Source organism: Acidovorax sp. KKS102 (assembly GCF_000302535.1).
Lineage (GTDB): Bacteria > Pseudomonadota > Gammaproteobacteria > Burkholderiales > Burkholderiaceae_C > Acidovorax.
This window is the reverse complement of the sequence record NC_018708.1, coordinates 4,383,804-4,407,870: the sequence shown is the minus strand read 5'-3', so window position 1 is coordinate 4,407,870 and position 24,067 is coordinate 4,383,804. Positions and strand designations below refer to the sequence as shown.

The following is a 24,067-nucleotide window of genomic DNA, read 5'->3' as shown; positions in this document are numbered from 1 at the left end:
TCAGGGATTGCATCGCGCGCAGTGGCGCGGATCGGCCCGTGCGATCTTGTTCACCCTGGATTGGTACTCGCAGCGTGGGCAGGACCACACCTCAGCGCGGCAGGATGCGGTAGGCCGTCCGCAGGCAGAGCAGGCAAGCCCCGGTATGCGTTCGGTGACCCAGTAACCTGGGGCGTTGCAGGTTGGGCAGCGCGACTGCAGTCGCTGTAGCAAGTCATGCGCAGCTTGCTCGATGAGGTGCATGCGGGTGGGGTTGGCAAAGGCCCTCAGGTCCGTCTCCACAAAGACCTGGCGGTTGCTGGCCTGGGCTTGGCAGGCATCGAAGCAGTGCCGCAGCCGGTCCCAGTCCGCGATGCCTTTGTGCATGCGGGTATCGTCCTCGCTCTCCGGGCGCAGCACCAGCCGGTGCTGCGGGAAGCCCTCGCGCTGCGCAAATGCCTCCACGGCACTCCAGTCATCGCTCAGCAGGTGCCCGCTGCGCGCAGGCCCTTGTGCCATGCCGACGACTTCGATGCCCATGCGGTCGTCCAGCCAGGCGATCAGCTCCACGTTCCAGGGCACCATTCCTGTGAACGGATCGGGACCAAAGCTGCCCTCGCTGGCCAGGCCGGCATCGAGGCCGGAGAGCTCCATGCCCTTGCGGGCTTTGCGCCGTGCTGCATCCAGTTGCGAGCCCGCACGTGCCGTTTCGCGGGTGAAGGTGCCCAGCAGGTCGGTATCGAACCCGCTGACATGTTCAATCGTGCAACCCAGACCCGGCTCCAGCGCGGGCGCGATGACCCGCTCCTTGCCATGCTGGGTCAGCAAGGCGATGCAGCGGTCTGCATAGGGGCGTGCACTGGGGTGCATCACCAGTTCTCCGTGTGCAGCGGCTCCCAGACACCCTGGTCATAGCGCATCAGGTCGGCGCCTTCCCACCGCCAGAGGTGCAGCCACCCGTGGTCCACCAGTTGCTTGACGACGGCATGTTGATTTATCACTGCGTCGATGGACTGGCGGGGCGCATCAATCACCACGGTCAACCTCAGCGGTTCGTGGGCCCAGCGCTTCCCGTCGTGCACCGACTGCTGCGACAGGCCGATGCGCAGATCGCCGCCGTTGCCTTCAAAGACGCCGATGTTTCCGCCCACCACGTTGTGCAGCACTTTGTTGCCGCTCCCCAGCCGTGTGGGGTCGCAGGTGGATGCGTGGTACTGCCAGTTGATCCAGTGGGTGACCAGCATGGGCGCGGTCATGAGCGCTTCCAGCAGGCTGCCGTCGGGGTCTCTCTGGGCGTCATAGTCGTGCAGAAAGCTGCGTCCTTGTAGCGCAGCGCCCAGCGTCCTGTGCCGGGGTGCGATGACGAAGGCTGCGTTGCCCGCCAGGCCCCATTCCGGGCGTGTCTGGGCGCCATCGTTGGCGCGCCTGCGCAATTGCTTCAGCAAATCGTCGTGCGGTGTCCGTGGGTCGATGTGCAGGTGCGGTGCTCGTTCTCTGCGGACCTGGTCACTGGCATGGTGCAGCACCGGCCGCAGGCTGTCCCACCGTTGGCGAGCGGCTGGGAGCAGCAGGTCCAGGTCAAAGCCCTCGATCTCATCGGTTGTGGTGTTGTGCAGGGCCGCCACGAAGGCTGTGGACTCCGGAATGGCGATGCCTTGTTCCGCCAAGCCCGTACGCACGGCAGGTTCGTTCAGCAGTTGTGCCAGGCTGCGGGCGCTGACTTCGCCGGTCTGGCCGCAGCATGCGCCGCAATCCAGCGCTGCCGCATGGGCGTTGTTGGCCGACTGGCTGCCATGCCCTACCAGCAGTACCAGGGGCGCCAGATATCCGTCCAGCCCCATGGAGCGCAGCACCCGCGCTGCCAGCGACACCTTGGCGCCGATGTCCAGCCCCGTGAGCTGGGGCCGGCACAGGGGGCGATAGCGCGCTGGCAAACCTTCCAGTGCATCGTTGGCCCTGGCTTGCCGGGAGGGCCGCAGCCACTGGCCCAGCTTACCCGCATAGCCCACGCCCGCCGCTTCAACGAACGAGAAAGCCGCCCCCGGCCAGCGGCTGGCAGACAGCCATTGGTCGGCCAGCGCAAAGCGCCTGGAGCGTGCGTTGGTAGCTGCTTCTTGCAGCGTCGCATTAGTCTGCAACGCCCCAGTGGTGGACGGAACGATGCAGTCAGTGGCTTCTACTGCGGGTGCCAACAGGCCCGGCAGGTGGGGCGTGCGAGCGCTGGTGCCCAGCGGTGTGTAGGCGAGGGGCAGGCCAAAAAATCCCGCGAACCCGATGGTCTGTACGGCGGGCCAGATGGCCTCCAGGGACCGCCGTAGTGGCTCGCTGCGCACATCAATACAAAAAGCGGCTTGCACCTCGATCTCGTGCTGGTTGGGCGGGGCACTGCCGGCACCGAGCAGCCGCTGAGCCAACTGGCGCTGGTAGCCGACTTCCAGAGCTACATGCCACACTTCGTCGACCAGCAGAGCCTGCTCTGCCCGTTGCAACAAGGCGGGGGCCTGGCCCCAGGCCTGTTGCAGCGCCTGGAAGGCATGGGTGCCTGCGGCATCGTCCTTGCAATGCAGCAGAACGGCGCCCCACGCCAGGCGGATCGCCAGCAACTCCCGCAGGTGCGGGTCGGTCGTCTGGTTCAGGTGGGCCTGCCAGCCTAGATAGGCGCACCACGAAGCCCAGCCATTCACCGTCAGCAGCACCGACTCCAGATAGTCTGGCCACACCGCCTTGGGAAGGCGCAGCCTGTGCAGTACCCAGCGTTCGGCGTCTTCCCGGGTGGCGGGCAGAGCCTCCAAGGCCTCGGCGAGGTGTGGCAAGCCCATCAGCAGGCCGATGGAGTGGTCGTGCTGCAGAGTCTCGCGCCAGAACGCATACAGGCCCTCTGACCGCTGGGGCTGCCAGTCCGCCTGTGTCTGGTCGAAATACGCGGCACAAGTCTGGCTCACCTGGTGGGTGATGGCCTGGCGCCAGGACAAGCGGGTGTGGCGGTGGGGGGCGTTGTCCAGCACATCGATCAGCAGCGGCAATTGCTCCACAGGCTGGGTGTTGTGTAGGGCCTGTACGCAGTCTTCTGCCGTCAACCCGCAGGCTTGCGCCTGAGGCACCTGGCGGATCGCCTGATCAAGGTCCTGGGCGCTGATGCGTCCTTCCGTCCACGCTTGCAGTTGCCGATCGCGCGCGGGAAAGACCTGAATGCCGCCCAGCGCTGCCATGCGCGCAGCCACCCGGCGCACCGGCATGCCGATGCGCGCCCAGTGCGGGTTGACTGCAATGGCACGGTCCAGGGGCCAGGCCGGCGCGATAGCCTGGCACGCTTGTGCGCAGGCGGTGTCGATGTCGTTGTGCGAGGCCGGGTGCTGCGCGGCGTGCGTGGGCGTTGGCGCCGCGAGCTCCTCGGTGGGGCAGTCGGTCATTGATTCCATCATGGTGTTCTCCGGGTGCAGTGCGGTTCAGGGGGCGGCTCTTTGCAACGGAGTGCCCGGTACACGGGAGACAGCGTCACGCGGGGCAGGGGGTGTCCAGGCCGTGGGCCAGATGTACAGGGCCAGCCGGGTGTACGCCTCGTCGATGTAGAACCCCGCATAGCTCCACCGGCGCCACGTCCGCAGCATGTGGGGCTGCCTTTGCAGCAGCGCCAGAAAGAGGTAAAGGCCTAAAAGTCCGATAAGTGCCAGCCACCCCAGCACGTGCGCCGGAGCATCGCGCAAGCCCAGTGGCACATGGTGGATGGCAACCGCCGCTGCGGTGAGGCCTGCCACCATCACCAACCCCGCCAGGCTGTGCCAGGCCGCAGTCTTGGCGCTGGCCTGGCCCTGAGGCGACCAGAGCAGCGGTGCCCAGGCCAGCCCCAGCACGGCAGACCACCATGCGGGCCAGGGCGCATCCGCCGCCAAGTTCAGCACCACCAGCACGGTGGCCGTGGCGGCGACGGGTGCCAGCGCCAGGCTGATGGCTGTGGGCGGGGTTGCGCTGTGCATGGCCTGCAGCCGGGCTTGCCGAACCGCGTTGGACGCCGACAGAAACACGTGGGCCTTGTACAGCGAGTGGCCCACGAGGTGCAGCGCAGCCAGTGTGTACAAGCCCAGCCCGCATTCGAGCAGCATGAACCCCATCTGCGCCACGGTAGACCAGGCCAGTCGCACCTTGATGCTGATGCGCGTCAGCATCACCATGCCAGCAAGTACGGCCGTGGCCAGCCCAAAAATGACCAGCACGACGCGGGCAGTGGCTGCGTTTTCCAGCAAGGGGGAGAACCGTATCAGCACGAACCCGCCCAGGTTGACCACGCCTGCGTGCAGCAGTGCAGACACCGGCGTGGGCGCCTCCATCACCTGGATCAGCCAGCCATGTACGGGCAACAAGGCCGTCCGCAAGATCACGGCCAGGGTCAGCAACACCGCGCTGGCGTGCAGCAACGGGGACATGCCGTTGCGTGCGATGTGCGCCCACAGGGCCGACAAAGAACCGCTGCCGACTTCCAGCCAGGCCAGTGCCGCCGCACCGACCAGCAGTACGTCGGCCACCCGGTCCGCCATCTGCTTTTTGTGGGCGGCCAGGCTGGCAAAAGCCCGGTCGGGGTAGAAGCACAACAGGTGTTGCAGCGCAATGCCCACCAGAGCCCAGGCGATGGCCAGGACGATCCAGTGGTCTGCCAGCAGCAGCATATGCACGGCAGCCAGCACACCCGCCAGTGCTGCCATGTAGCGCGGCTGGCCGGGCTCTCCCTCCAGGTACCGCGCAGAAAACGCTGCGATGACGGTGCCAAGCAGTTGCACCAGAACCCCCATGCACAAGCCCATCGGCGAGGCCCTGAGCCAGCCTGCGTGGTCCAGACGGCCGATGCCGGCCATGGCAGCAATCGCCGCCAATACAGAACCTGCCAAGGCGGCACCAGACAGGACCAGCATCCAGCGCCACAACGTGGCAACCGAGCCTTTGTGGCACAGCGCCAGCGCCATGGCGGCCAGCATGAGCATGCCCGGTGCCCATGCGCTGGCGTGGGACAAAACGTGAAGAAATGGCATCACTCAACCTCCAGAAACAAGACTGGGGGCGATGATGCTGCGGGGTTATTGTTCTGTAAAATACATTGAAAAGAACAAAAAAATACTAAAAATAGAACAATGAGACTCGATCAACTCAACTTCAACCACCTGTTCTACTTTTGGCGTGTGGCCAAGCTGGGGCACCTCACCCAGGCAGCGCAAGAGCTGCACACGTCCCAGTCTGCGGTGTCCACCCAGATCCGGCAGCTGGAAGAGCGCCTGGGCGAAGAGCTGTTTTTGCGAGAAGGCCGCCGCCTGCTGCTGACCGACACCGGGCAACTGGTGCTGGCATATGCCGAGAACATCTTCGGACTGGGTCAGGAAATGCTGGGGCGCCTGCAGGGCAGCGCGTCGGGGGTGACCCGGCTGCGCGTGGGCAGTGTGGCAACGTTGTCCCGCAACTACCAGGAGAACTGGATCCGCCCCTTGCTGGCCGACCCGTCCGTGGTTCTGACGCTGGAGTCAGGACTACTGGAGGGGTTGATTACCCGCCTGGTGCAGCACCAGCTGGACGTGGTGCTGGCCAATGAGTCAGTGCCTTCCGACTCCGAGCGCCCCTTGCACTGCCAATTTCTCGGCAGCCAGTCCATCTCGCTGGTCGGCCCTGCCAGCGTGTGGCAATCCCGCTCGTTACGCATACCTGAAGATCTGGAGGGTATGGAGGTGGCGCTGCCTGGCCCCCGTCATGCGCTGCGCGCGCAGTTTGAAGCCCTGTGTGCATCGGCCGGGGTAACGCCCCGGTTGCGCGCCGAGGTGGATGACATGGCCATGCTGCGCCTGATCGCCCGTGACAGCGGCTGGCTGACCGTGCTGCCCGAGGTGGTGGTTCAGGACGAGTTGCGCACGGGCATCCTGGTCAAGGTGGGCTACTCCGCCGGGCTGCAGGAGCATTTCTACGCCATCACCACCCGGCATCGGCACCGTATCGAGGTGCTGGAAACCCTGCTGGAACGTTCGTCGGGCCGCATGGGGCCGTCCTGACAGACCCTGCTGGGATTCGTCAAAAGTTTGCCCCACGAAAAAAGCCCCGCAATGGGGGCTCGTTCAGGGGCGATGCAATGTGAGGCGGGTGCGCCGATGACACCTTCGCGCCGCCGCAGGGGATGCGCCCGGCGGTGGCGTCCGAAACGCCCGCATCGGCTTGCATTACATGGCGTTGCCGATTTCGCCGTGGGAGATCTGGCCTGTGCGAACAGCTTCTGCGGCCTGGGCACGCACGGCAGCGCGGTCGGCGGTGGATTGGTAGGTGGCAACACGCGAGCCAGCAGGTTCCATGCTGTGTGTTTTGGCTTCTACCACGGCCTCTGCGCGGACTTCGGCGCGGGTGCGCTGGGTTTCGAATTGGGTGGCGAACTGCGAAGCATCGGCTTCATCAGCGTGGGCGCCCAACGAGGCGAAAGCGGCAACAGCAGCGATGGAGAGGAAGCGTACGGTCTTGTTCATGATGCAAATCCTTGAATAAAAAAGCGTCTCAAAAAAAGCTGGCGTGAATTGCACAAAGTGCTTACGAAAAATGACTTCACTCCGGGTTCGGTGAGTCGCCTGAAGGGTTCGGCTCATCGATGGGATTAACTGTACGCCGATGGTGTTCAATTAAAAACTACTGAGTTTTTAATTGACTATTCTGGTATTCGAAATAATTGGGCTGAGATCTGAATGCACTGAGCGGCGATCTCTGCATGCCTTGCGGCAGCCGTGGCGGGTCAGTGCTTGCTGCGCGCCTTGCGTGCTGGACGGGGGGCGGGGGTGGGGGGCTTGTGGCTCGCCTGATCCAGCCACAGCAACGTGTCCATATGCGCCATGAAGTGGCGCAGATAGTCCGGAGACAGGGTGCGCATCAGGCTGAGGGAGCGAAGCACCAGCTTGTGCGCGTTGAGGGGGCCCGCATTCTCCGGCCCTCGGTGCAGGGCCTGTACCACCTGCTGCTCCGCCGCGATGTGCGACCAAGCCTTGCTGAACTGGTGCACGCTTTTGAGCGCGGGCAATGGAGCGCTGTCCACGGCAAACGGGTTGTCCCCGGCGGCGTTGTGCCGGGGCATTCCCAAGGACTGATTCAGTTGTGCCAGTGCGGAGCCTGCGTTGGCATGGCGTTCGTGGCGGGTTGATGGCGTGGTACGGGGCGGCTTCTGGGGGTAGCTCGCCAGCGCGGCTTCCAGCTTGTGCGCCAGCAGCCGCTGCACGGCGGGCGGCTGGCCGGGCAGGCGGCGTGCCAGCGTCTCCAGATAGTGGAAACGCACGGGGTCGTGATGGTGTGCGCCTGCTGCGCGCAAGGCCTCCAGGCGGGGATCGGTCATGGGGCGCGGGGGGACTCGGCCGGCCGTTGAGGCGCGGCCTTGGGGACGGGCGCCATCTCCACGCGGCGGTTTTGTGCACGGCCTTTTTCGTCGCTGTTGTCAGCCACGGGTTGTTCGGCCCCAAAGGCGGCCGCGAACACCTGGGACGACGGCATGCCTTCATCAATCAGCGCCCGGGTCACGGTGAGTGCGCGCTGGGCCGACAGCTCCAGGTTGTCCGCAAAACGTTTCTGGCTGCCGCGCAGCAACGCGGTGTTGTCGGTGAAGCCGCTGACCATGAGCATTTCATCGCGCTCGCGCAAGTACACCCCCAATGGCTGGACCAGGCTTTTGAGTAACTGTCGTCCCTCGGTACGCAGTTCGTCCGAGCCGGTCGCAAACAGCACACTGCCGCTGATGCCAATGCGTCCGTTGTTCACCGTCACGCGCCCAGCAGCCAGCGGAACGGCCAACGCCTTTTCGAGCGCCATGCGCCGCTGCTCTTCCATCTGGCGCTTTTGCACTTCTTGCTGCAGGCTGGCCACCAGGTCAATCTGCACCACCAGCACGCCGACGAGGATCAGCACAAAAGCACCCAGCAGCCCCGCCATCAGATCGCCGAAGACGGCCCAAACCGGGGCTGTCTGGTCGGTGGCATCGTCCAGAGTGTCGTCCACGCCGATCACGCAGGCACCCCTTGTTCTGCCGTGGCACGGCCATGGAGTCGGCGCAGGTCTTCCACGATGCCTTGTTGTGCGCTGATGCTCAGGTCGATCACCTCGCGGGCCTGTGCCACGTAGTAGGCCAGCTGCTCGTCGCTGCGGCCCATGGACTCGCGAAGCGCGCCCTCCATGCCTTGCAGGCTCTCCACCAGCTTGTCGTTGCTGGCGCTGAACAGGCCCACGCCGTGCTGGAAGGATTCACCGAGGCTGGACAACTCGATGGCGCTGGCTGCCACTTGCGCAGCGACCTCGTCCACCTTGTCTGCCTGTGCGCCCAGGGCCTGTGCAAACTGCTGGCCCGCCTGCTCCAGTACCTGGGCGGCCGAGCCCACCAGGGCGTCAATGGCCGCGCGCTGCTGCACAGCAGCTTCGTTCACGGATTGCAGCAGTGTGCCCAACTGGTGCGTCATGGCCGTGCGCTCGGCCAGTGCGAGGTTGTCGCGTTCGCCCAAGCGTGTCATTTCCTGCCGCAACTGGGTGATGACTTCGGCTGCCGCCTGTGGCACGTCGGAGGCGGTCTGCAGCAGGCGCGTGAGCGGTGCTTCCAGCGCAGCGCCGAGGGTGGCCAGGTGCTCTGCCACGGCGGCTTGCAGGGTCTCCAGGCGGTCCACGGCCGCCTGGCCGCGTACGGCTTCGGCATCGCGCAGGGCGACCAGCTCATCGCGCCACACCTGGGTCAGTGCCTCCATGCGCTGGCCCTGGGCTTGCATCCACTGGGTTTCGGTGTCGATGCGTGTGCGCAGCAGCGCGTCGGATTGCTCCATCAGCGCAGTGGTGCTGCCCAAGGTGCGTTCCACCTGGGCGTTCAGTTGCTGGCTCACCTGTGTGGCAGTCTCCTCCAGCGTTTGCACCAGGGCGCGTTGTTGTTCCACGGTCTGGGTGGCGGCGCGCTGCCATTCGGCGCTGAGCGTGTGCGCCAGGTTCTCCAGGGACTGGCTCCAGTCTGCCAACCGTTGCGTGTCGGCGTCGCGCTGTGCTTGCTGGGCATCGGCGGTTGTGGTTTGCAACGCAGCCAGTAAGGCCTCTGAGCGTTGTTCGAAGGCGCTGCTGGCGGATTGCAGGTGGTGCTCGATCTGCTGGGCGGCTTGGGCGAGTGCCGCGCTGGTGGCCTGGTGTTGTTCGGCAGTCTGTGCCCCGGCGCTCTGCCATTCGCCGCTGATTGTCTGGGCCATCTGGTGCATGGACTGGGTCCAGTCGGCAAGCCGTTGCGCGTCCGCAGATCGTTGCGCACCGTGGGCCTCGGCCACGGTGGCTTGCAGCGTGGTGACCAGTGCTTCGGCCTGCTGTGCAAAGGCCTGGGTGGTGGCCTGCAATTGCCGGTCCATCTGCTGTGCTGCGCGCTCCAAGGCCTGGCCCACCTCCTGCTGTTGGGTCAGGGTGTGGGTGCCTGCACGCTGCCATTCAGCGGCGAGGTTGCGGGCCATGTCCTGCATGGTGTGCTCCCAGCCTTGCAGTCGCCGCTGGTCCACCTCCGCCTGGGCGGCCTGTTGCTGTGCGGCTGATGCGTGCAGGGAGTCCACCAGGGATTTCGAGCGGTCGTCAAAAGCCTGCGTGAGTGTTTGCAATGCGCCCTCGAACTGGGTTGCCAGTGCGCCCTGCGTGCTCGTCTGCTGGTCGAGCGCCTGGGCCCAGGTGTCGGCCACCTTGCGTGCGGTGCCCTCCCATTGCGCGCTGAGGTTTTGCAGCTGCTGACTGGTGTGTTCTCGCAGCCGCTCGTGGGTACGCTGGGACTCTTGTGCCAGCCTCGCCATGGCCTGTTCCACCACCGGGCGCATGGCGGCAGTGGCCTGCTGGGCACTGGTGCTCAGGCTGTCTTGCAGCGATGCGCCCACGGCCTGCGCCAATTGGGTGTAGGCGGCAGAGGCCTCTTTGTGAAACCCCTGCTGTTGCGCCAGCAGCTGGTCGTTGAGCTGGCTGTGGCGGCGCTCCAGCCCCTCCATCATGGCTTGCAGGCGGTCGGCAATCAGCGGCAGGGCCTGGGCCTGCGCTTGCAGGGCCTGCAGGGTGTCCTCCCGCCGTTGGGCGGAAGAGAAGGCACGGAACAGCGTGGGGATGCGTGCATCCAGCTGGCGGACCGACTGCAGCCGTTCACGGCGGCTCAGGGCGGACAACAGGCCCAGCGCGGCCGACGTAGCCACCCCCGCGACGGACGTCCCAAACGACAGGCCCAGTCCCTTGATGGGCGCAGCCAGTGCGTTGCGGATGGATTCCAGGTTGCCAGAGGCCTCCAGGGCGAACACGGCACCGTGGAACGTCACCACCATGCCCACAAAGGTGCCCAGCATGCCCAGCATCACCAGCAGTCCCACCAGGTAGGGCGTGAGCGCGGGGCCCGGCAAGGCCACTCTCTCGCCTTCGATGCGTTGCCGAACCGGGTGGCGCAGTGCCGGGTCCAGTCTTTCCAGCCAGGCCTCCAGCGCAGGAGGCTCTTGATGGGCGTCGAGCGCGCGCGTCAGCGAGGCGGTGGCCGCGCGATACCGCATCAGCTCCCAGGCTCCCAGCAGGTAGGTGGCGGCGATCATCACCGTCATTGCCAGTGCCAGCGGGCTGTGGCCTATAAAACCCCAGCCCACCCAGCCAGCGGCCGCGAGGCCTGTGGCAAAGATGGCTGTCATCACACTCTTGTTCATTCCTGTTGTCCTGTCGTGTCGTTCTGGGCCGCTTCCAGCAGTCCCGTGATCGGTTCCATGCGCGTTTGCAGCTCTGCGGTGAGCAGGGCCTGCATGTCGCGTTCGAAGGCCCACAGCCAGCCTCCTGCCTGCCGCCAGCGCGCAGGCTCATCGGTCAGCCCCTGGGCTGTCAGCCGGTGCTGGTGTTGCCGATGGCGGTGCGCCAGTCGGCGCTCCAGGTGCGCGGGGAGCAAGGCCCACAGCCGCTGCTCGCGCGGTGCCAGCATGTGCTCCATGACGGCGTCCAGCGCCGCTACCTGGCGCAACTTGGGGGTACTCTGTGCGATCGCTTGGCGCACTTGAGCCCTCAGGGGCTGCAGCCGCAGCTCCATCTGCTTTTGCCGGTCCAGATAGCGTGGCGCATGGGTGGCGAAATCCGTCTCCACCATCGGGTCGGGCTCTTCCACGGGCGTGTTGTCCGCCCGGGCCCGCAGCGGTTTGGGTGCAGCGGGCCTGGTGGCCAGTTGGCCTTCGAGATCGGCCCGAACCTTCGCTACCAGGCCGGCGAGTGCCGTCATGTTCAGCACCATGGGTGGGCGTTGTGCACTGCCTGCCTGCGATGGCAGGGTCTCGATCGCGTGTAGCGCCCGGCTGAGCTGGACGGCGTCCACGGTTCCCAGCCATTGGCTCAGCTGCTCTGCCACGTCGGGGGGCTTGACGGCTGGCACCGGACGCGCGGCCCGCTCACTGGCTTCCCGCGTCCATTGCTGGAGCAGGACCACGAGGGCTGAGCTGTTGAGTCGGTGGTGTTGGGTCATCCCGCGAAGGCTGTGCACTGGGTGGGCACGGCCGAGCGGGAGGGTCCGGCGGCGCGTGCATAGGGGAACGGGTCCCCATAGGCAAAGCCTGCTATTTTCGCAGGAACGCAAGGCTGATCGGCCGGTCAGCGTCCGGCGTTGCAGCTGTTACACGACGGAAAGAGCGCCATGCGGCGCCCAGAGGCCCGGCCGCTGGGCCTTTTGGAGGCTCCAGGGCTTCAATTAGAGAGAGGCAGAGAGAGGCCTCAGGCCAAGGCCTTTGCGGCCTCAATACGTTTCCAGGTGCAGTCGGCCTTCGCGCTGCAGCGTCGCGCCCAGGACCTCCCAGCTCAGCCCTGCCTCTTGGGCAATGTCACGCAGTGCCATCACCACGCCTTCTTCCATGCCCTTGAGGCCGCAGACGTAGAAGTGGCTGTTGTCATCGCGCAGCAGGGCCAGCAGGTCGGCGGCGCGCTCGCGCATCAGGTCTTGCACATAGCGCTTGGGCTGCCCGGGCGTGCGGGAGAAAGCCAGGTTGATGTCGATGAAATCCTTGGGCAGGCTTTGCAGTGGGCCGAAGTAGGGCAGTTCCTGCTGCGTGCGTGCGCCGAAGAACAGCAAGAGCTTGCCGCCCTCAAACTTGCCGCTGTTGCGTAGCCTGCGCCGCCACTCGGTCATGGCGCGCATGGGAGCGCTGCCGGTGCCGGTGCAGATCATCACGATGTGCGATCGCGGGTGGTTGGGCATGAGGAAGCTGCTGCCGAACGGCCCCACCACCTGCACCTTGTCGCCCACCTTCAGATCGCACACATAGTTGGAGGCAACGCCTCGCACAGGGTTGCCATCGTGGTCCACGGTCACGCGCTTCACGGTCAGCGCCAGGTTGTTGTAGCCGGGGCGTTCGCCGTTGCGCGGGCTGGCCACCGAGTATTGGCGCGCGTGATGGGGTTTGCCCAGCGCATCGGCGCCCGGCGGGATGATGCCAATCGATTGCCCTTCCAGCACGGGGAGCGGCATGCTGCCGAAGTCGAGCACCACATGGTGGGTCTCGCTCTCAAAACCCGCCTCGGTGCAATTGAAGTTGCCGACCACGGTGGCTGTGGTCGGGTTTTTGGGCGGAAAAAGATTGGTGTAGGGATGGGCTGCAGACCAGGGCGGTACCGTGGCTCCGTACTGTGCGGAGCGAAACACCTGCGTGCCCGGCTCAGCAGGCGCTTCTGGGGCTTGCTGCAGCGCCGTTACCTCTGTGGCGGGCTCTCCGCCTGCTGCGACCAGTTCATGGGGAGCAAGCTCGCCCGGCAGTTCTTCCCAGCTGAACTGCTCTTCAATGCTGTAGGCCCTGCCCACCGGCACCGCGCGCCAGTTGTCGATGGAACCCGTGGGGCAGGGCGATATGCAGGCCATGCAGCCATTGCACACATCTGCCCGCACCACGTAGTTGTTGTCGTCGTGCGTGATCGCATTGACCGGGCAGGTGGCTTCGCAGGTGTTGCAGCGGATGCAGATCTCCGGGTCGATCAGGTGCTGCTTCAGGATGCCGTTGTCGATCAGCGTGTGGGTTTCCATAGTCGTTCTTCGTGCAATGTCTGTCGACGGGTGCTGTGACCTTGCATGCGTTGGCTGGCTTCAGTCGATACAGAGCAAAACCGTTGTGCCTGGCCGCAGGCGCCGGGACACCCCTGGGAGAGGCGGGCGCTGGCGGCTCAGGCTCAGCAGGGGTCAATTGAAACGCACGTACTCGAAATCCACCGGCTGGCGGTTGATGCCCATGACAGGGGGCGCGATCCAGCCGGCGAACTTGCCCGGCTCGACCACGCGGCCCATCAACGACGCCACAAACGCAAAGTCTTCGGGCGTGGGCAGCCATTCGGCCTTGCGTGCGGTCCATTCCGCCTCGCTCACCACGCGGCCGTCGGGCGACATCTTGATGCCAGCCAGCGCGCCGATCTGGCGGTTGAAGGCCTTGTGAGGAACCACCAGGCGGGTGGGAACGCCCGCTTTCTCCAGCACCTTGTTCCACCGGCCCACGCCCGCCATGGAGTCCTTGATGAAGTCGTCGCGCAGCACTTCGTTCAGCGCGTTGAGCACGGGCACTTCTTTTTCCAGCAACTGGCCGTCCTTGACCTCCAGCACCTTGTACGTCTGACCCTTGAGCACGTGGTCGTCGGTGCGTTTGCCTTCTTCGTAGCGACCCTTGAGGCCCGAGCTGTAGAAGGTAGCGGCGTTGCTCGACTGGTCTGCGCCGAACAGGTCGATGGTCACGCTGTAGTGGAAGTTGAGGTAGCGCTGGATGGTGGGCAGGTCGATGGCGCCCGCTGCACGCACCTGCGCAGGGTCATCGGTCTTGAGGTCGTTCATCACCTGCGCAGTGCGCCACAGCACGCGCGAGATGCCGCTCTCGCCCACAAACATGTGGTGGGCCTCTTCGGTCAGCATGAACTTGGTGGTGCGCGCCAGTGGGTCAAAGGCGCTCTCTGCCAGCGCCGAGAGCTGGAACTTGCCGTCGCGATCAGTGAAATAGGTGAACATGAAAAACGCCAGCCAATCCGGCGTCTTTTCATTGAACGCGCCCAGGATGCGCGGGTTGTTCTCGTCGCCGGACTGGCGTTGCAGCAGCGCTTCAGCTTCTTCGCGGCCGTCGCGGCCAAAGTGCTTGTGCAGCAGGTACACCATGGCCCACAGGTGACGGCCCTCTTCCACATTGATCTGGAACAGGTTGCGCAGGTCGTACATGCTGGGCGCCGTCAGGCCCAGGTGGCGCTGCTGCTCTACCGAGGCTGGCTCCGTGTCACCCTGGGTCACGATGATGCGGCGCAGGTTGGCGCGGTGTTCGCCGGGCACGTCTTGCCAGGCTTTTTCGCCTTTGTGGTCGCCAAAGTGGATTTCGCGGTTGGTATCGCCAGGGTTCAGAAAGATGCCCCAGCGGTAGTCGCGCATCTTCACATGGCCAAACTGTGCCCAGCCATTCGGGTCCACGCTCACGGCGGTACGCAGATAAACCTCATGGTTGGTCGATCCCTCAGGGCCCACGTCGTCCCACCAGTTGATGAAGTTGGGCTGCCAACCTTCAAGCGCGCGCTGCAGCGTGCGGTCTTCGCCGAGGTTGACGTTGTTGGGGATCTTCTCGCTGTAGTTGATGCTGCTCATGGGGTGCTCCTCTGGATGGAAATCGAATGCAGGGCAGGGGGTCAGACGCGCGTCTGGTCAAACCCGGCCTTCTGGCCGGTGCCGTAGACCTTGAGCGCGCCCTTCTCGCCCACGGCGTTGGGGCGGTTGAAGATCCAGTTCTGCCACGCGGTCAGGCGCCCGAAGATGCGGGTGTTCATGTTTTCCTTGCTGGCAAAACGCAGGTTGGCCTCCAGGCCGGTCAGCGCGTCGGGCGACATGGCGGCGCGTTCTTCGATGGCGATGCGGATTTCGTCGGCCCAGTCGATGTCGTCGGGGGCAGCCGTGACCAGGCCCAGCGCCAGTGCACTGTCTGCGTCCAGCGGCCGGCCGGCGGCGGCGCGGACCGCTTCCAGTGGGCCCGCCTCTTCATAGAAGCGGCGCTGCAAGCGGCTTTGGTCATTCACCATGGGAAGCAAGCCAAAGTTGAATGCGTTCAGGGTGAGTGTTGGTGCCTGCTCGGGAGCGTCGGGCAGGGCCAGCATGTAGGTACGGTCCGCCGCCAGCGCCAGCTCTGCCAGGGTGCCGGCAAAAGCAGAGCCTGTCTCGATCAGCGCGAAGAGGGTGCGCGAAGACACATCCAGACGGGCAAAGGTGCGCCGCAGTGCGCCGATGGTCTCGCGCACCAGCCAGTGGTTCTGGTGGGCCAGCAGGACGGCATCGCTGGCCAGCACGGCTTGTGCGTCCCCTTCGGTCTTCAGCAGCCAGGTGCCAATGTCCAGCTCGTTGGTGCGCAAGTTCAGGATGGCGTCGTCCAGCTCGCGGGCCATTGCCAGCGGCCACCAGGCGGCGCCCGCTGCTTCAATGGCGGCCGTGTCAGCGGGTTGCGCCCCTTGAGGTGCCCGGATGCACAACGTGGCTGTGCGCCGTGCGCGGTCGATGTCCACCGTTACGTGCTGGTAGCGCATGCCGTCGGCATGGTCCTGCCGCTCCACGCGGGGCAGGACAATGCCTTGTGCGCCGCTGGGGCGGGGGCTGGTCTGTGCATGGGCGGCAGCGCGCTCTTGCACAGTGGCGGCAAATTGCGCGGGCTTGGCAATACGGTCCACCAGGCGCCAGTCCACCGCGCGCTGGCCACGCACACCCTCCACGCTGGTGCAGAAGATATCGGCCAAGTCGTGCCGCACGCGGCGCTTGTCCGTGACGCGTGTCAGCCCACCGGTGCCGGGCAGTACGCCCAGCAAAGGCACTTCGGGCAGCGATACGGCAGACGACCGGTCATCGACCAGGATGATTTCATCGCACGCCAGTGCCAGCTCGTAGCCGCCGCCTGCACAGGCGCCATTCACGGCCGCAATGAACTTGAGGCCCGAGTGTTTGGAGGAGTCTTCAATGCCGTTGCGCGTCTCGTTGGTGAACTTGCAGAAGTTGACCTTCCAGGCGTGGCTGGATACCCCCAGCATGAAGATGTTGGCACCCGAGCAAAAGATGCGGTCCTTGCCGCTGGTGACGATGACGCTGCGCACGTTGGGGTGCTCAAAGCGGATGCGGTTGAGCGCGTCATGCAGCTCAATGTCCACCCCCAGGTCGTAGCTGTTGAGCTTGAGCTTGTAGCCAGGACGGATTCCGCCGTCCTCCGCAATGTCGAGGGACAGCCGCGCAATAGCGCCCTCGACCGACAAGGTCCAGTGGCGGTACTGCGTGGGATCGGTGCGGTAGTCAACGCGTTGTGGAGCGTGGGTGAGGTCTGCCATGAGGTCTCCGTGGAGAATTAATGCAATATAGTGCTTATTGCTTGCTGTTGATGTGCATCATCGTGCATGTTATGCGGTATGTCAATGCATTTTTTTGCCGATGGCAGTCGGGCAGATGTGCAGCGCTACTGAGGGCTGCGCAGGGGTGTGAGGGGGCTAACTGCACAGGCCACCGTGGCGGTGGCGCTGTGCGGTGCCGTGATGGGCGTGGGCGCTGCGGCGTCCGTGTCCGGGCTGCAGCCGCTCAGGGGGAGTGCGGGGTTTTACGCCGCCCGGGCCATGGCCTTGCGCACACTGGCACTCAGGGCTTGCAGGCTTTGCTCGGGCGTCTGGCCGGAGGTGTCCACCGTGATTTCGGCCTTGGAATAAAAAGCAGCGCGCCCGTCCAAGATGCGCTTGAGGTCGTCCATGGCCTCCTTGCTGGCGGCCATCGGGCGCATGTCGCCCTGTGCCACCACCCGCCCCATGTGTTCCTCGGGCGCGGCCCGCAACCACACGGTGGTGCAGTGGGCCAGCAGTTCGTTGAAAGTGGCAGGGTCCGACACGATGCCGCCTGGCGTGGCAAGGACCACCTCGCTGTGGATCTGTATCGTTTCTTCCAGCGCCCTGCGCTCGTAGCGGCGGTAGGCGGTGGTGCCGTACAGGTCGTGGATTTCGCGCACGCTGCACCCTGCGAGGGCCTCGATGGCGCGGCTCAGTTCAATGAACGGTACGTCCAGCTCGCGCGCCAGCAACGGCCCCAGTGTGGATTTGCCAGCCCCCCGCAGACCCACCAGCGCGATGCGGCGGTGCCTTGCTGCGTCGTTGTGCCCCCCGCTCAGCAGCTCGTGCAGCGCCAGGCGCGCGCGGCGCAGTTCGGGCTCGCTGCGGTGTTCCAGCAGTTCGCGGATCAGCAACCATTCGGGCGATTGCGTCGTGAAGTCGCCCACCAGCTCCGCCAGCGAGCAGTGCAGGGCATGGGCCACCTGCTGCAGCACCAGGATGGAGGCATTACCGGTGCCGTACTCCAGGTTGGCCAGGTGGCGCTCCGACACATCGGCAGCCACGGCCACTGCCTTGCGGGTCAGGCCCCGCTGCGCACGCAGGTTGCGAACGCGCTCGCCCAGCGCCACCAGCAGGGGGTTCTTGGGCTCTTCAGCCGATGGCGGCGCACCCTCCTGCGTGGAGGCGGGTGCCAGCAGCCCCGCCGTTTCTGTTTCGTTCATACCCATCCTTTTCATGGAGCACCCTGGCCTTCTCAGGGAAAACGCCATACATGCACTATAGTGCTTGACATGGATCTTTGAGGTAACTATGGTTCGTTAATTGGCAAAATACTGCATGTTTTGGATGCGCGCAAGGCGGTGGATCAAAAACGGTGCAGATTGGGCCCCGACTCTAGCTGCACCCACCGCCCATGTCCGACAAAACTGCATTTCACCAAGCCCTGGCTGATCTGACCGCCCAGCTCGCTGGCAAACCCCTGGATGCCGCGCTCGCGCAATGGCTTAACACTGCACACGGCCCCGCCAGTACCACCTACCAGCGCTTGCGGGAGGCGTGTATTCAGGGTGCGCGTGAGGGGTGGTTGTGTGAACGCGAGGGCGGTGGCATTCGCTATGGCCGGGTGTTCAAGCCCGAAGATGCCCTTCACCGGTTTTCTGTGGACGTGGTGGACATGCAAAACATTGCAGGCCCCCACCACACCCATCCGCAGGGCGAAATCGATTTGATCATGCCGCTGGAGGGCGATGCGGTGTTTGACGGCCACCCTGCCGGATGGTGCGTTTACCCGCCCGGCAGTGCCCACCACCCCACGGTGGCGCACGGCAGGGCGTTGGTGCTGTACCTGCTGCCCGAGGGGCAGATCCAGTTCACCCGCTAGTGCTGGCGCCTGCGCTGCTCCCCCATGGACCTTCTCGCTCAGAAAGAACGACTGCATGACTGAATTGCTCGCCAACCACGTTGCCGGCCGCTGGCAACACGGAACAGGGCCCGGCATCGAGCTGCGCGATCCTGTACTGGGCACCGCCCTGGTGCGGGTGGACGCCACGGGGTTGAACCTGCCCGAGGCCTTTGCGTTTGCCCGCGAACAGGGCGGGACTGCGCTGCGCGCCGCCACTTACCGTGAGCGGGCCGCCATGCTCGGCGCGGTCGCCAAGGTGTTGCAGGCGCACCGCGACAGCTACTACGACATTGCCACTGCCAACTCCGGCACCGTCAAGACGGACTCAGCGGTGGACATCGACGGGGGAATCTTCACCCTCGGCCAATACGCCAGATGGGGTGATGCGCTGGGCGATGTGCGCGTGCTGCGCGACGGGGACGCCATCAGGCTGGGCAAAGAACCGGTCTTTCAGTCGCAGCACCTGCAGGTGCCCCGGCCTGGGGTGGCGCTGTGCATCAACGCGTTCAACTTTCCCGCCTGGGGGCTGTGGGAAAAAGCTGCGCCTGCCTTGCTGTCAGGCATGCCGGTCATCGTCAAGCCAGGCACATCCACAGCGTGGCTGACCCAGCGCATGGTGCAGGACGTGGTGAACGCCGGGGTGTTGCCCGTCGGCGCGCTGTCGGTCATCGCGGGAAGCTCGGCGGGCTTGATGGACGCACTGCAACCGTTTGATGTGGTCTCGTTCACCGGCTCCGCCGAGACGGCGGGCGTTGTGCGGGCGCATCCGGCGGTGGCGCAGCGTTCGGTGCGCGCCAACATCGAGGCGGACAGTCTCAATGCCGCGCTGCTGATGGCTGATGCGGCGCCCGGCAGCGCCGCCTTTGACTTGCTGGTGCGCGAAGTCGTCCGCGAGATGACCGTCAAGTCCGGCCAGAAGTGCACCGCAATCCGCCGCATCCTGGTCCCCTCCACGTTGTACGCTGCGGTGGCCGAGGCGGTCAGCGCCCAACTGGCCAGCGTGGTGGTGGGCAACCCCCGCAACCCGGAAGTGCGCATGGGCTCGCTGGTGAGCCGCGCGCAGTTCGATGGGGTGCAGGCAGGCATTGCCGCCCTGGCCGCCCATACCGATGTCCTGCACGACGGCCGAACCTGCCCTCTAGTGGATGCCGACCCCGCCGTGGCCGCCTGCGTCGGCCCGGTGCTGCTGGGCGCGCGCGATGCCGACCGGGCCTCCATCGTCCATGACGTAGAGGTGTTTGGCCCGGTGGCCACCTTGCTGCCCTACAACGACCTGCCCCATGCGCTGGCCGTTGCGCAGCGTGGCCAGGGCTCGCTGGTGACCTCGCTCTACGGCGCCGACGAAAAGGCCCTGGCCCAGGCCGCCATTGCGCTGGCGGCGAGCAACGGCCGGGTGCATGTGGTGACGCCGGCCGTGGCCACTGCGCACACGGGCCACGGCAATGTCATGCCCATGTCGCTGCATGGCGGGCCCGGCCGGGCTGGCGGTGGTGCCGAGCTGGGCGGCCTGCGGGCGCTGGACTTCTACCACCAGCGCAGTGCGGTGCAGGCCAGCCCCGAAGTGCTCGCGGCGCTGGGCTGCTGACCCCGAACCCACCCCCAAAAACAACGCCATTGCGACGGAGACACGCCATGAACAGCCTTCCGGAACAGTTCAATTTTGCAGAGCATCTGTTCGCCCTGAACCGCGCGCGGGGTGACCGCATTGCTTACATCGACGACCAGGGGACCCTGAGCTACAGCGCGCTGGAAGACCGTGCGCGGCGGCTGGCAGCGGTGCTTGCCAACGCCGGTGTGCGGCGCGAGGAACGCGTGCTGCTGCTGATGCTGGACACCAGCGACTGGCCGGTGGCGTTTCTGGGTTGTCTTTACGCCGGTGTGGTGCCGGTGGCGGTCAACACCCTGCTCAAGCCGGACGACTATGCCTACATGCTGACGCATTGCCGCGCACAGGCAGCGCTGGTCTCTGGAGCATTGCTGCCGGTGCTGAATGAGGCGCTGGCCCTTGCGCCCCACCACGAAGTGCGTGCGTGTGTGGTGTCGCAGCCGCAGGGAGCGTTGGCTGCAGGGACTGTGGACATGCAGGCCGCCATGGCCAACACCCCCGTGCTGGCAGCGCCCGCGCGCACGGGGCCTGACGAGCCAGGGTTCTGGCTTTATTCCTCGGGCTCCACGGGCAAGCCCAAGGGCACGGTGCACACCCAGGGTAGCCTGTGGTGGACGGCCGAGCTGTATGGCAAGGCGGTGCTGGGCCTGACCGACAAGGACGTGTGCTTTTCGGCTGCCAAGCTCTACTTTGCCTATGGGCTGGGCAACAGCCTGACCTTCCCGTTGTCGGTAGGCGCCACAGTGGTGCTGATGGCCGAACGCCCCACGCCAGACGCCACGTTCGAGCGCTGGACGCGCCACCAGCCCACGGTGTTCTTCGGGGCGCCTACCGGTTTTGCCGGCATGCTCGCCTCGCCCCGCCTGCCTTCCCGCAGCGCGGTGGCGCTGCGCATGTGCTCGTCGGCGGGCGAGGCGCTGCCGGCCGAGATTGCACAGCGCTTCAAGGACCATTTCGGGTGCGACATCATTGATGGCATTGGATCGACCGAGATGCTGCACATCTTCCTGTCCAACCGCCCGGGCGATGTGCGCTATGGCAGCACTGGCAAACCGGTGCCGGGTTACGAGATTTCCCTGCGCGGCGAAGACGGCAGCGAGGTGCCGCAGGGCGAGATCGGCGACCTCTACATCCAGGGCCCCAGTGCCGCGCTGATGTACTGGAACAACCGCGCCAAGACCCGCGAGACCTTCCAGGGCGCGTGGACCAAAAGCGGAGACAAGTACGTGCGCGATGCCGAGGGCTATTACACCTACGCCGGGCGCAGCGACGACATGCTCAAGGTCAGCGGCATTTATGTGTCCCCCTTCGAGGTGGAGGCCACGCTGATGCAGCACACCTCCGTGCTGGAGGCGGCCGTGATCGGCACGCAGGACGCCGACGGCCTGACCAAGACCAAGGCGTTTGTGGTGCTCAAAGATGGGCAGGCGGTCACACCAGATGAACTCAAGGCCTTTGTGAAGGAACGCCTGGCGCCCTACAAGTACCCGCGTCTGATCGAGTTCCTGCCCGAGCTGCCCAAGACGGCCACCGGCAAGATCCAGCGCTTTCGGCTGCGCGAACGGGAGCAGCGGGCGTGAATGCCAACGTCGCTGCACCCGGCCCTGTGGGGGCCACAGAGCGCGTGCCCGTGGTCTGGCGCAACCGCACGGTTCATATCGAGTACCAGTGGATAGCCCCCGAGCGCAGCGACGCCCCCTTGGTGGTGTTCCTGCACGAAGGCCTGGGCTCGGTGGCGATGTGGAAGGATTTCCCGCGCCAGCTGTGCGATACGGGCGGGTTGCGGGGGCTGGTGTTCTCCCGCCCCGCGTATGGCCGCTCCACCCCCCGGGGCCCGGACGAGGTATGGGGCGTGGACTTCATGCACCAGCAGGCACATGAGGTAGTGCCTGCATTCCTCGATGCACTGGGAGTGCAGGAGGCCGCTTGGCTCTTTGGCCACAGCGATGGCGCATCGATTGCCCTGTTGATGGCTGCGCGCTGGCCGCAGCGCGTGCAAGGGCTGGTGGTGATGGCGCCACATCTCTTTGTGGAAGACGTGACCGTGCAGAACATCGAACGCGCGCGGGAGGCCTACGAACAGACCGATCTGCGCCACAAGCTGGGGCGCTACCACGACGATGTGGATTCAGCCTTCTGGGGCTGGAACCGTATCTGGCTGGACCCTGCTTTCCGTGCGTGGAACATCGAGCCCGAGGTTGCCCAGATCCGCGCACCCGCGCTGGCCATCCAGGGCTGCGACGACGAGTACGGCACCCTGGCGCAAATCCGGGGCATTGCCCAGCGGTTGCCGAGCACCCGGCTGCTGGAGCTGCCGGACTGTGCGCACTCTCCACACCGCGATCAGCCTGACGCGGTGGTGGCCGCTGCGGTTGCCTTCATCCAAGCGCAACACTGCCCGGCATAGCGGCCCACGGGGCGGTGGCAGGGCAATAGCCCGTGCCCCCAGTGAGTCCAAGCGACAGCGCTATTCCACCTGGCGCCGCAGGCCTTCCAGGTCGGTGACGGTGATGCCGCCGTATTCAATCTCCAGCAGGCCCGCGGCCTGCAGCCGCTTCAGCGCCGCGTTGCAGCGCTGGCGCGACACGCCGGAGAGGTTGGCAATCTCTTCCTGCGACACCTGCAGGTGCGTGTCGCTGCCCGGGTGCAGCCAGGGGTGGAACAGGCCGGCGAGCGCGCGGGCCACCTGGCTGTCGGTGTCGAGCAAATGGTGGGCCGTGAAGTTGCCCAGAAACCAGTGCATGCGCTCGTTGATCTGGCGCAGCAGAAAGTGGTCAAAGCTGCGCTGCGTGGCGTGCAGCCATTCAAAGGTCTCCATCGGCACTAGCGCCACGCGGCTGGGGCGCAATGCGATCACGTCGGCCGTGCGCGGCGTGCCGCGCAGCAAGGTGCCCTCGCCAAACCAGCTCCCCGCCGACAGACCGCCCAGCGTGACCGAGCGGCCATCGCCGGAGGTCACCGTCCACTTCAGCAGCCCCTCGATGGCGCCATACCAGTGCACCGGGGTGTGGCCGCGCCGGCACAGCGCGCCGCCCTGGGGCACTTCGACCTCGCGCACATCGTCCATCACCCGCTGCTGGGCGGCGCTGTCCAGGGCCGGGAACCAGGCGGAGTGCAGCAGCAGATCGGTGAGGGTAGGGGGCGCCAGTTTGACCAGCATGGTGAGAGTGTCTCCTGCGCCCCTGGGTGCTGTACAGGCGCGTGCGCGTATTCCCTGAGTCCAAATGTCATCGCGATGACTGAGTGGCGCGGGGGTACAAAAAATAATGACCGCTCCATCCACAGGAGACACATGATGATGCACACGCGCCGCCAGTTCATGCACCACGTCGGTTGCGCCTCTGCGCTGGGGGCCTTGTCGCCGCTGGCCGCCTGGGCGCAGACCATCGACCAGGTCAAGATCTTCTACGGCTTTCCTGCTGGCAGCGCGGGCGACAGCGTGGCGCGCAGGGTGGGCGAGAAGCTGGCCGCATCGCCCTACACCCGCAACCCTGCGGTGGTGGAAAACAAGCCCGGCGCGGGCGGCCGCATTGCGCTGGAGTCGCTCAAGGGCGCGCCCGCCGATGGCACCGTGCTCACGCTGTCGCCGTTTTCGTGCACCTCCATCTACCCGCATATTTACAGCCGCCTTAGCTACGACCCGGCCAAGGACTTTGTGCCGGTGTCCATCGGCGCCGTCATGCACCATGGTCTGGCCGTGGGGCCGCTGGTGCCCGCCTCCGTCAAGACGGTGAAGGACTTTCTGGCCTGGGCCAAGGCCAACCCCGGGCAGGCGAACTACGGCTCACCTGCAGCGGGCTCCACGCCGCACTTCATCGGTGCGCTGCTGGGCTTGAACAACGGCGTGGACCTCAAGCATGTGCCGTACCGGGGCTCCATCCCGGGGGTGACCGATGTGGTGGGCGGGCAGATCGCGTCGATGGTCACGCCCAGCGGAGACTTCATCCCCAACCACAAGGCGGGCAAGCTGCGGCTGATCGCCACCTCGGGCCAGGCACGGTCGCCGTTTTCGCCCGAGGTCGCCACGTTTGCAGAGCAGGGCTTTCCAGAACTCACGACCGAGGAATGGTTCGGCTTTTACGCACCGGCGCGCACGCCAGCGGCCGTGGTGGCCGCCGCTAACGCCGCCATCAACGCCGCGATCAAGGACAAGGCCGTCATGGACAGCCTGGCCGTGGTGGGGCTCATCGCCAAAGGCTCTACGCCCGCAGAGATGTTGGCCTCGCAACAGGCCGAGTACGAGCGTTGGGGTCCGTTGGTGAAGAAGGTCGGCTTCACGGCCGAGTCTTGAAAGG

19 protein-coding genes are annotated in these 24,067 nt (G+C 65.7%); 6 read left to right on the top strand and 13 right to left on the bottom strand.

What is annotated here, in order from left to right:
• From C380_RS20170 to C380_RS20160, 3 genes are read right to left on the bottom strand one after another with little or no spacing between them, the layout of a single operon-like run.
• Positions 1–849, bottom strand: a complete 849-nt coding sequence (locus C380_RS20170) for a DUF6671 family protein (RefSeq protein WP_015015698.1) — start codon at positions 847–849, stop codon at positions 1–3.
• Positions 849–3,401, bottom strand: coding sequence for a YbcC family protein (locus C380_RS20165; RefSeq protein ID WP_015015697.1), 2,553 nt, complete (start codon positions 3,399–3,401; stop codon positions 849–851). The genes C380_RS20170 and C380_RS20165 overlap by 1 nt, the downstream gene beginning before the upstream one ends.
• 24 nt (positions 3,402–3,425) lie before the next feature.
• Positions 3,426–5,000 carry an NADH-quinone oxidoreductase subunit L gene (locus C380_RS20160; protein ID WP_043565680.1) on the bottom strand — a complete coding sequence of 525 codons (1,575 nt, stop codon included), beginning with the start codon at positions 4,998–5,000 and terminating at the stop codon, positions 3,426–3,428.
• A 99-nt stretch (positions 5,001–5,099) separates the two neighbouring features.
• Here C380_RS20160 and C380_RS20155 point away from each other — a divergent pair, with 99 nt between their 5' ends.
• Positions 5,100–6,002: a LysR family transcriptional regulator gene (locus tag C380_RS20155; RefSeq protein WP_015015695.1), complete on the top strand. Its 903-nt coding sequence runs from the start codon at positions 5,100–5,102 to the stop codon at positions 6,000–6,002.
• A gap of 165 nt (positions 6,003–6,167) precedes the next feature.
• On the opposite strand, the gene C380_RS20150 is transcribed toward C380_RS20155, so the two are convergent.
• From C380_RS20150 to C380_RS20110, 9 genes are all read right to left on the bottom strand, one after another.
• On the bottom strand, positions 6,168–6,464 hold the full coding sequence (locus tag C380_RS20150; protein ID WP_015015694.1) for a DUF4148 domain-containing protein: 297 nt from the start codon (positions 6,462–6,464) through the stop codon (positions 6,168–6,170).
• Between the two features lie 260 nt (positions 6,465–6,724).
• The gene (locus tag C380_RS20145) at positions 6,725–7,315 is read right to left on the bottom strand and encodes a DUF2894 domain-containing protein (protein ID WP_015015693.1); all 591 of its coding nucleotides are present in this window, start codon (positions 7,313–7,315) and stop codon (positions 6,725–6,727) included.
• On the bottom strand, positions 7,312–7,980 hold the full coding sequence (locus C380_RS20140; RefSeq protein ID WP_015015692.1) for an OmpA family protein: 669 nt from the start codon (positions 7,978–7,980) through the stop codon (positions 7,312–7,314). Before C380_RS20140 ends, C380_RS20145 begins: the two co-directional genes overlap by 4 nt.
• Positions 7,977–10,646, bottom strand: a complete 2,670-nt coding sequence (locus C380_RS20135) for a DUF802 domain-containing protein (protein ID WP_015015691.1) — start codon at positions 10,644–10,646, stop codon at positions 7,977–7,979. The genes C380_RS20140 and C380_RS20135 overlap by 4 nt, the downstream gene beginning before the upstream one ends.
• Positions 10,643–11,443 carry a DUF3348 family protein gene (locus tag C380_RS20130; RefSeq protein WP_015015690.1) on the bottom strand — a complete coding sequence of 267 codons (801 nt, stop codon included), beginning with the start codon at positions 11,441–11,443 and terminating at the stop codon, positions 10,643–10,645. The genes C380_RS20135 and C380_RS20130 overlap by 4 nt, the downstream gene beginning before the upstream one ends.
• A gap of 267 nt (positions 11,444–11,710) precedes the next feature.
• Positions 11,711–12,988 carry a benzoyl-CoA 2,3-epoxidase subunit BoxA gene (boxA, locus tag C380_RS20125; RefSeq protein WP_015015689.1) on the bottom strand — a complete coding sequence of 426 codons (1,278 nt, stop codon included), beginning with the start codon at positions 12,986–12,988 and terminating at the stop codon, positions 11,711–11,713.
• Positions 12,989–13,141: 153 nt separating this feature from the next.
• Positions 13,142–14,569 (bottom strand): benzoyl-CoA 2,3-epoxidase subunit BoxB, encoded by a 1,428-nt coding sequence (gene boxB, locus C380_RS20120; protein ID WP_015015688.1) that lies wholly within the window; start codon positions 14,567–14,569, stop codon positions 13,142–13,144.
• Positions 14,570–14,610: 41 nt separating this feature from the next.
• Complete coding sequence (boxC, locus tag C380_RS20115; RefSeq protein ID WP_015015687.1) at positions 14,611–16,281, bottom strand: 2,3-epoxybenzoyl-CoA dihydrolase; 1,671 nt, start codon at positions 16,279–16,281, stop codon at positions 14,611–14,613.
• Between the two features lie 263 nt (positions 16,282–16,544).
• Positions 16,545–17,486, bottom strand: coding sequence for a helix-turn-helix transcriptional regulator (locus C380_RS20110; protein ID WP_015015686.1), 942 nt, complete (start codon positions 17,484–17,486; stop codon positions 16,545–16,547).
• A 191-nt stretch (positions 17,487–17,677) separates the two neighbouring features.
• Here C380_RS20110 and C380_RS20105 point away from each other — a divergent pair, with 191 nt between their 5' ends.
• The 4 genes from C380_RS20105 to C380_RS20090 are packed head-to-tail and all read left to right on the top strand — an operon-like array spanning position 17,678 to position 22,179.
• Entirely contained in the window at positions 17,678–18,145 is a 468-nt protein-coding gene (locus tag C380_RS20105; protein ID WP_015015685.1) for a DUF4863 family protein, read from the top strand.
• Positions 18,146–18,200: 55 nt separating this feature from the next.
• Positions 18,201–19,751, top strand: coding sequence for a 3,4-dehydroadipyl-CoA semialdehyde dehydrogenase (locus C380_RS20100; protein WP_015015684.1), 1,551 nt, complete (start codon positions 18,201–18,203; stop codon positions 19,749–19,751).
• A 47-nt stretch (positions 19,752–19,798) separates the two neighbouring features.
• Positions 19,799–21,352 carry a benzoate-CoA ligase family protein gene (locus tag C380_RS20095; RefSeq protein WP_015015683.1) on the top strand — a complete coding sequence of 518 codons (1,554 nt, stop codon included), beginning with the start codon at positions 19,799–19,801 and terminating at the stop codon, positions 21,350–21,352.
• Positions 21,349–22,179, top strand: coding sequence for an alpha/beta fold hydrolase (locus tag C380_RS20090; protein WP_015015682.1), 831 nt, complete (start codon positions 21,349–21,351; stop codon positions 22,177–22,179). Before C380_RS20095 ends, C380_RS20090 begins: the two co-directional genes overlap by 4 nt.
• 60 nt (positions 22,180–22,239) lie before the next feature.
• On the opposite strand, the gene C380_RS20085 is transcribed toward C380_RS20090, so the two are convergent.
• A complete protein-coding gene (locus tag C380_RS20085) occupies positions 22,240–22,932 on the bottom strand; it encodes a Crp/Fnr family transcriptional regulator (protein WP_015015681.1) in 693 nt (230 codons plus the stop codon).
• Between the two features lie 138 nt (positions 22,933–23,070).
• On the opposite strand from C380_RS20085, the gene C380_RS20080 reads away from it, so the two are divergent.
• A complete protein-coding gene (locus tag C380_RS20080; protein ID WP_043566941.1) occupies positions 23,071–24,063 on the top strand; it encodes a Bug family tripartite tricarboxylate transporter substrate binding protein in 993 nt (330 codons plus the stop codon).
• Positions 24,064–24,067 lie beyond the last annotated feature (4 nt).

Excerpts from the sequence above, each read along its gene's own strand:
- C380_RS20170 (WP_015015698.1), bottom strand. The coding sequence starts at position 849 with ATGCACCCCAGTGCACGCCCCTATGCAGACCGCTGCATCGCCTTGCTG.
- C380_RS20165 (WP_015015697.1), bottom strand. The coding sequence starts at position 3,401 with ATGATGGAATCAATGACCGACTGCCCCACCGAGGAGCTCGCGGCGCCA.
- C380_RS20160 (WP_043565680.1), bottom strand. The coding sequence starts at position 5,000 with ATGCCATTTCTTCACGTTTTGTCCCACGCCAGCGCATGGGCACCGGGC.
- C380_RS20155 (WP_015015695.1), top strand. The coding sequence starts at position 5,100 with ATGAGACTCGATCAACTCAACTTCAACCACCTGTTCTACTTTTGGCGT.
- C380_RS20150 (WP_015015694.1), bottom strand. The coding sequence starts at position 6,464 with ATGAACAAGACCGTACGCTTCCTCTCCATCGCTGCTGTTGCCGCTTTC.
- C380_RS20145 (WP_015015693.1), bottom strand. The coding sequence starts at position 7,315 with ATGACCGATCCCCGCCTGGAGGCCTTGCGCGCAGCAGGCGCACACCAT.
- C380_RS20135 (WP_015015691.1), bottom strand. The coding sequence starts at position 10,646 with ATGAACAAGAGTGTGATGACAGCCATCTTTGCCACAGGCCTCGCGGCC.
- C380_RS20130 (WP_015015690.1), bottom strand. The coding sequence starts at position 11,443 with ATGACCCAACACCACCGACTCAACAGCTCAGCCCTCGTGGTCCTGCTC.
- boxA (WP_015015689.1), bottom strand. The coding sequence starts at position 12,988 with ATGGAAACCCACACGCTGATCGACAACGGCATCCTGAAGCAGCACCTG.
- boxB (WP_015015688.1), bottom strand. The coding sequence starts at position 14,569 with ATGAGCAGCATCAACTACAGCGAGAAGATCCCCAACAACGTCAACCTC.
- boxC (WP_015015687.1), bottom strand. The coding sequence starts at position 16,281 with ATGGCAGACCTCACCCACGCTCCACAACGCGTTGACTACCGCACCGAT.
- C380_RS20110 (WP_015015686.1), bottom strand. The coding sequence starts at position 17,486 with ATGAACGAAACAGAAACGGCGGGGCTGCTGGCACCCGCCTCCACGCAG.
- C380_RS20105 (WP_015015685.1), top strand. The coding sequence starts at position 17,678 with ATGTCCGACAAAACTGCATTTCACCAAGCCCTGGCTGATCTGACCGCC.
- C380_RS20100 (WP_015015684.1), top strand. The coding sequence starts at position 18,201 with ATGACTGAATTGCTCGCCAACCACGTTGCCGGCCGCTGGCAACACGGA.
- C380_RS20095 (WP_015015683.1), top strand. The coding sequence starts at position 19,799 with ATGAACAGCCTTCCGGAACAGTTCAATTTTGCAGAGCATCTGTTCGCC.
- C380_RS20085 (WP_015015681.1), bottom strand. The coding sequence starts at position 22,932 with ATGCTGGTCAAACTGGCGCCCCCTACCCTCACCGATCTGCTGCTGCAC.
- C380_RS20080 (WP_043566941.1), top strand. The coding sequence starts at position 23,071 with ATGCACACGCGCCGCCAGTTCATGCACCACGTCGGTTGCGCCTCTGCG.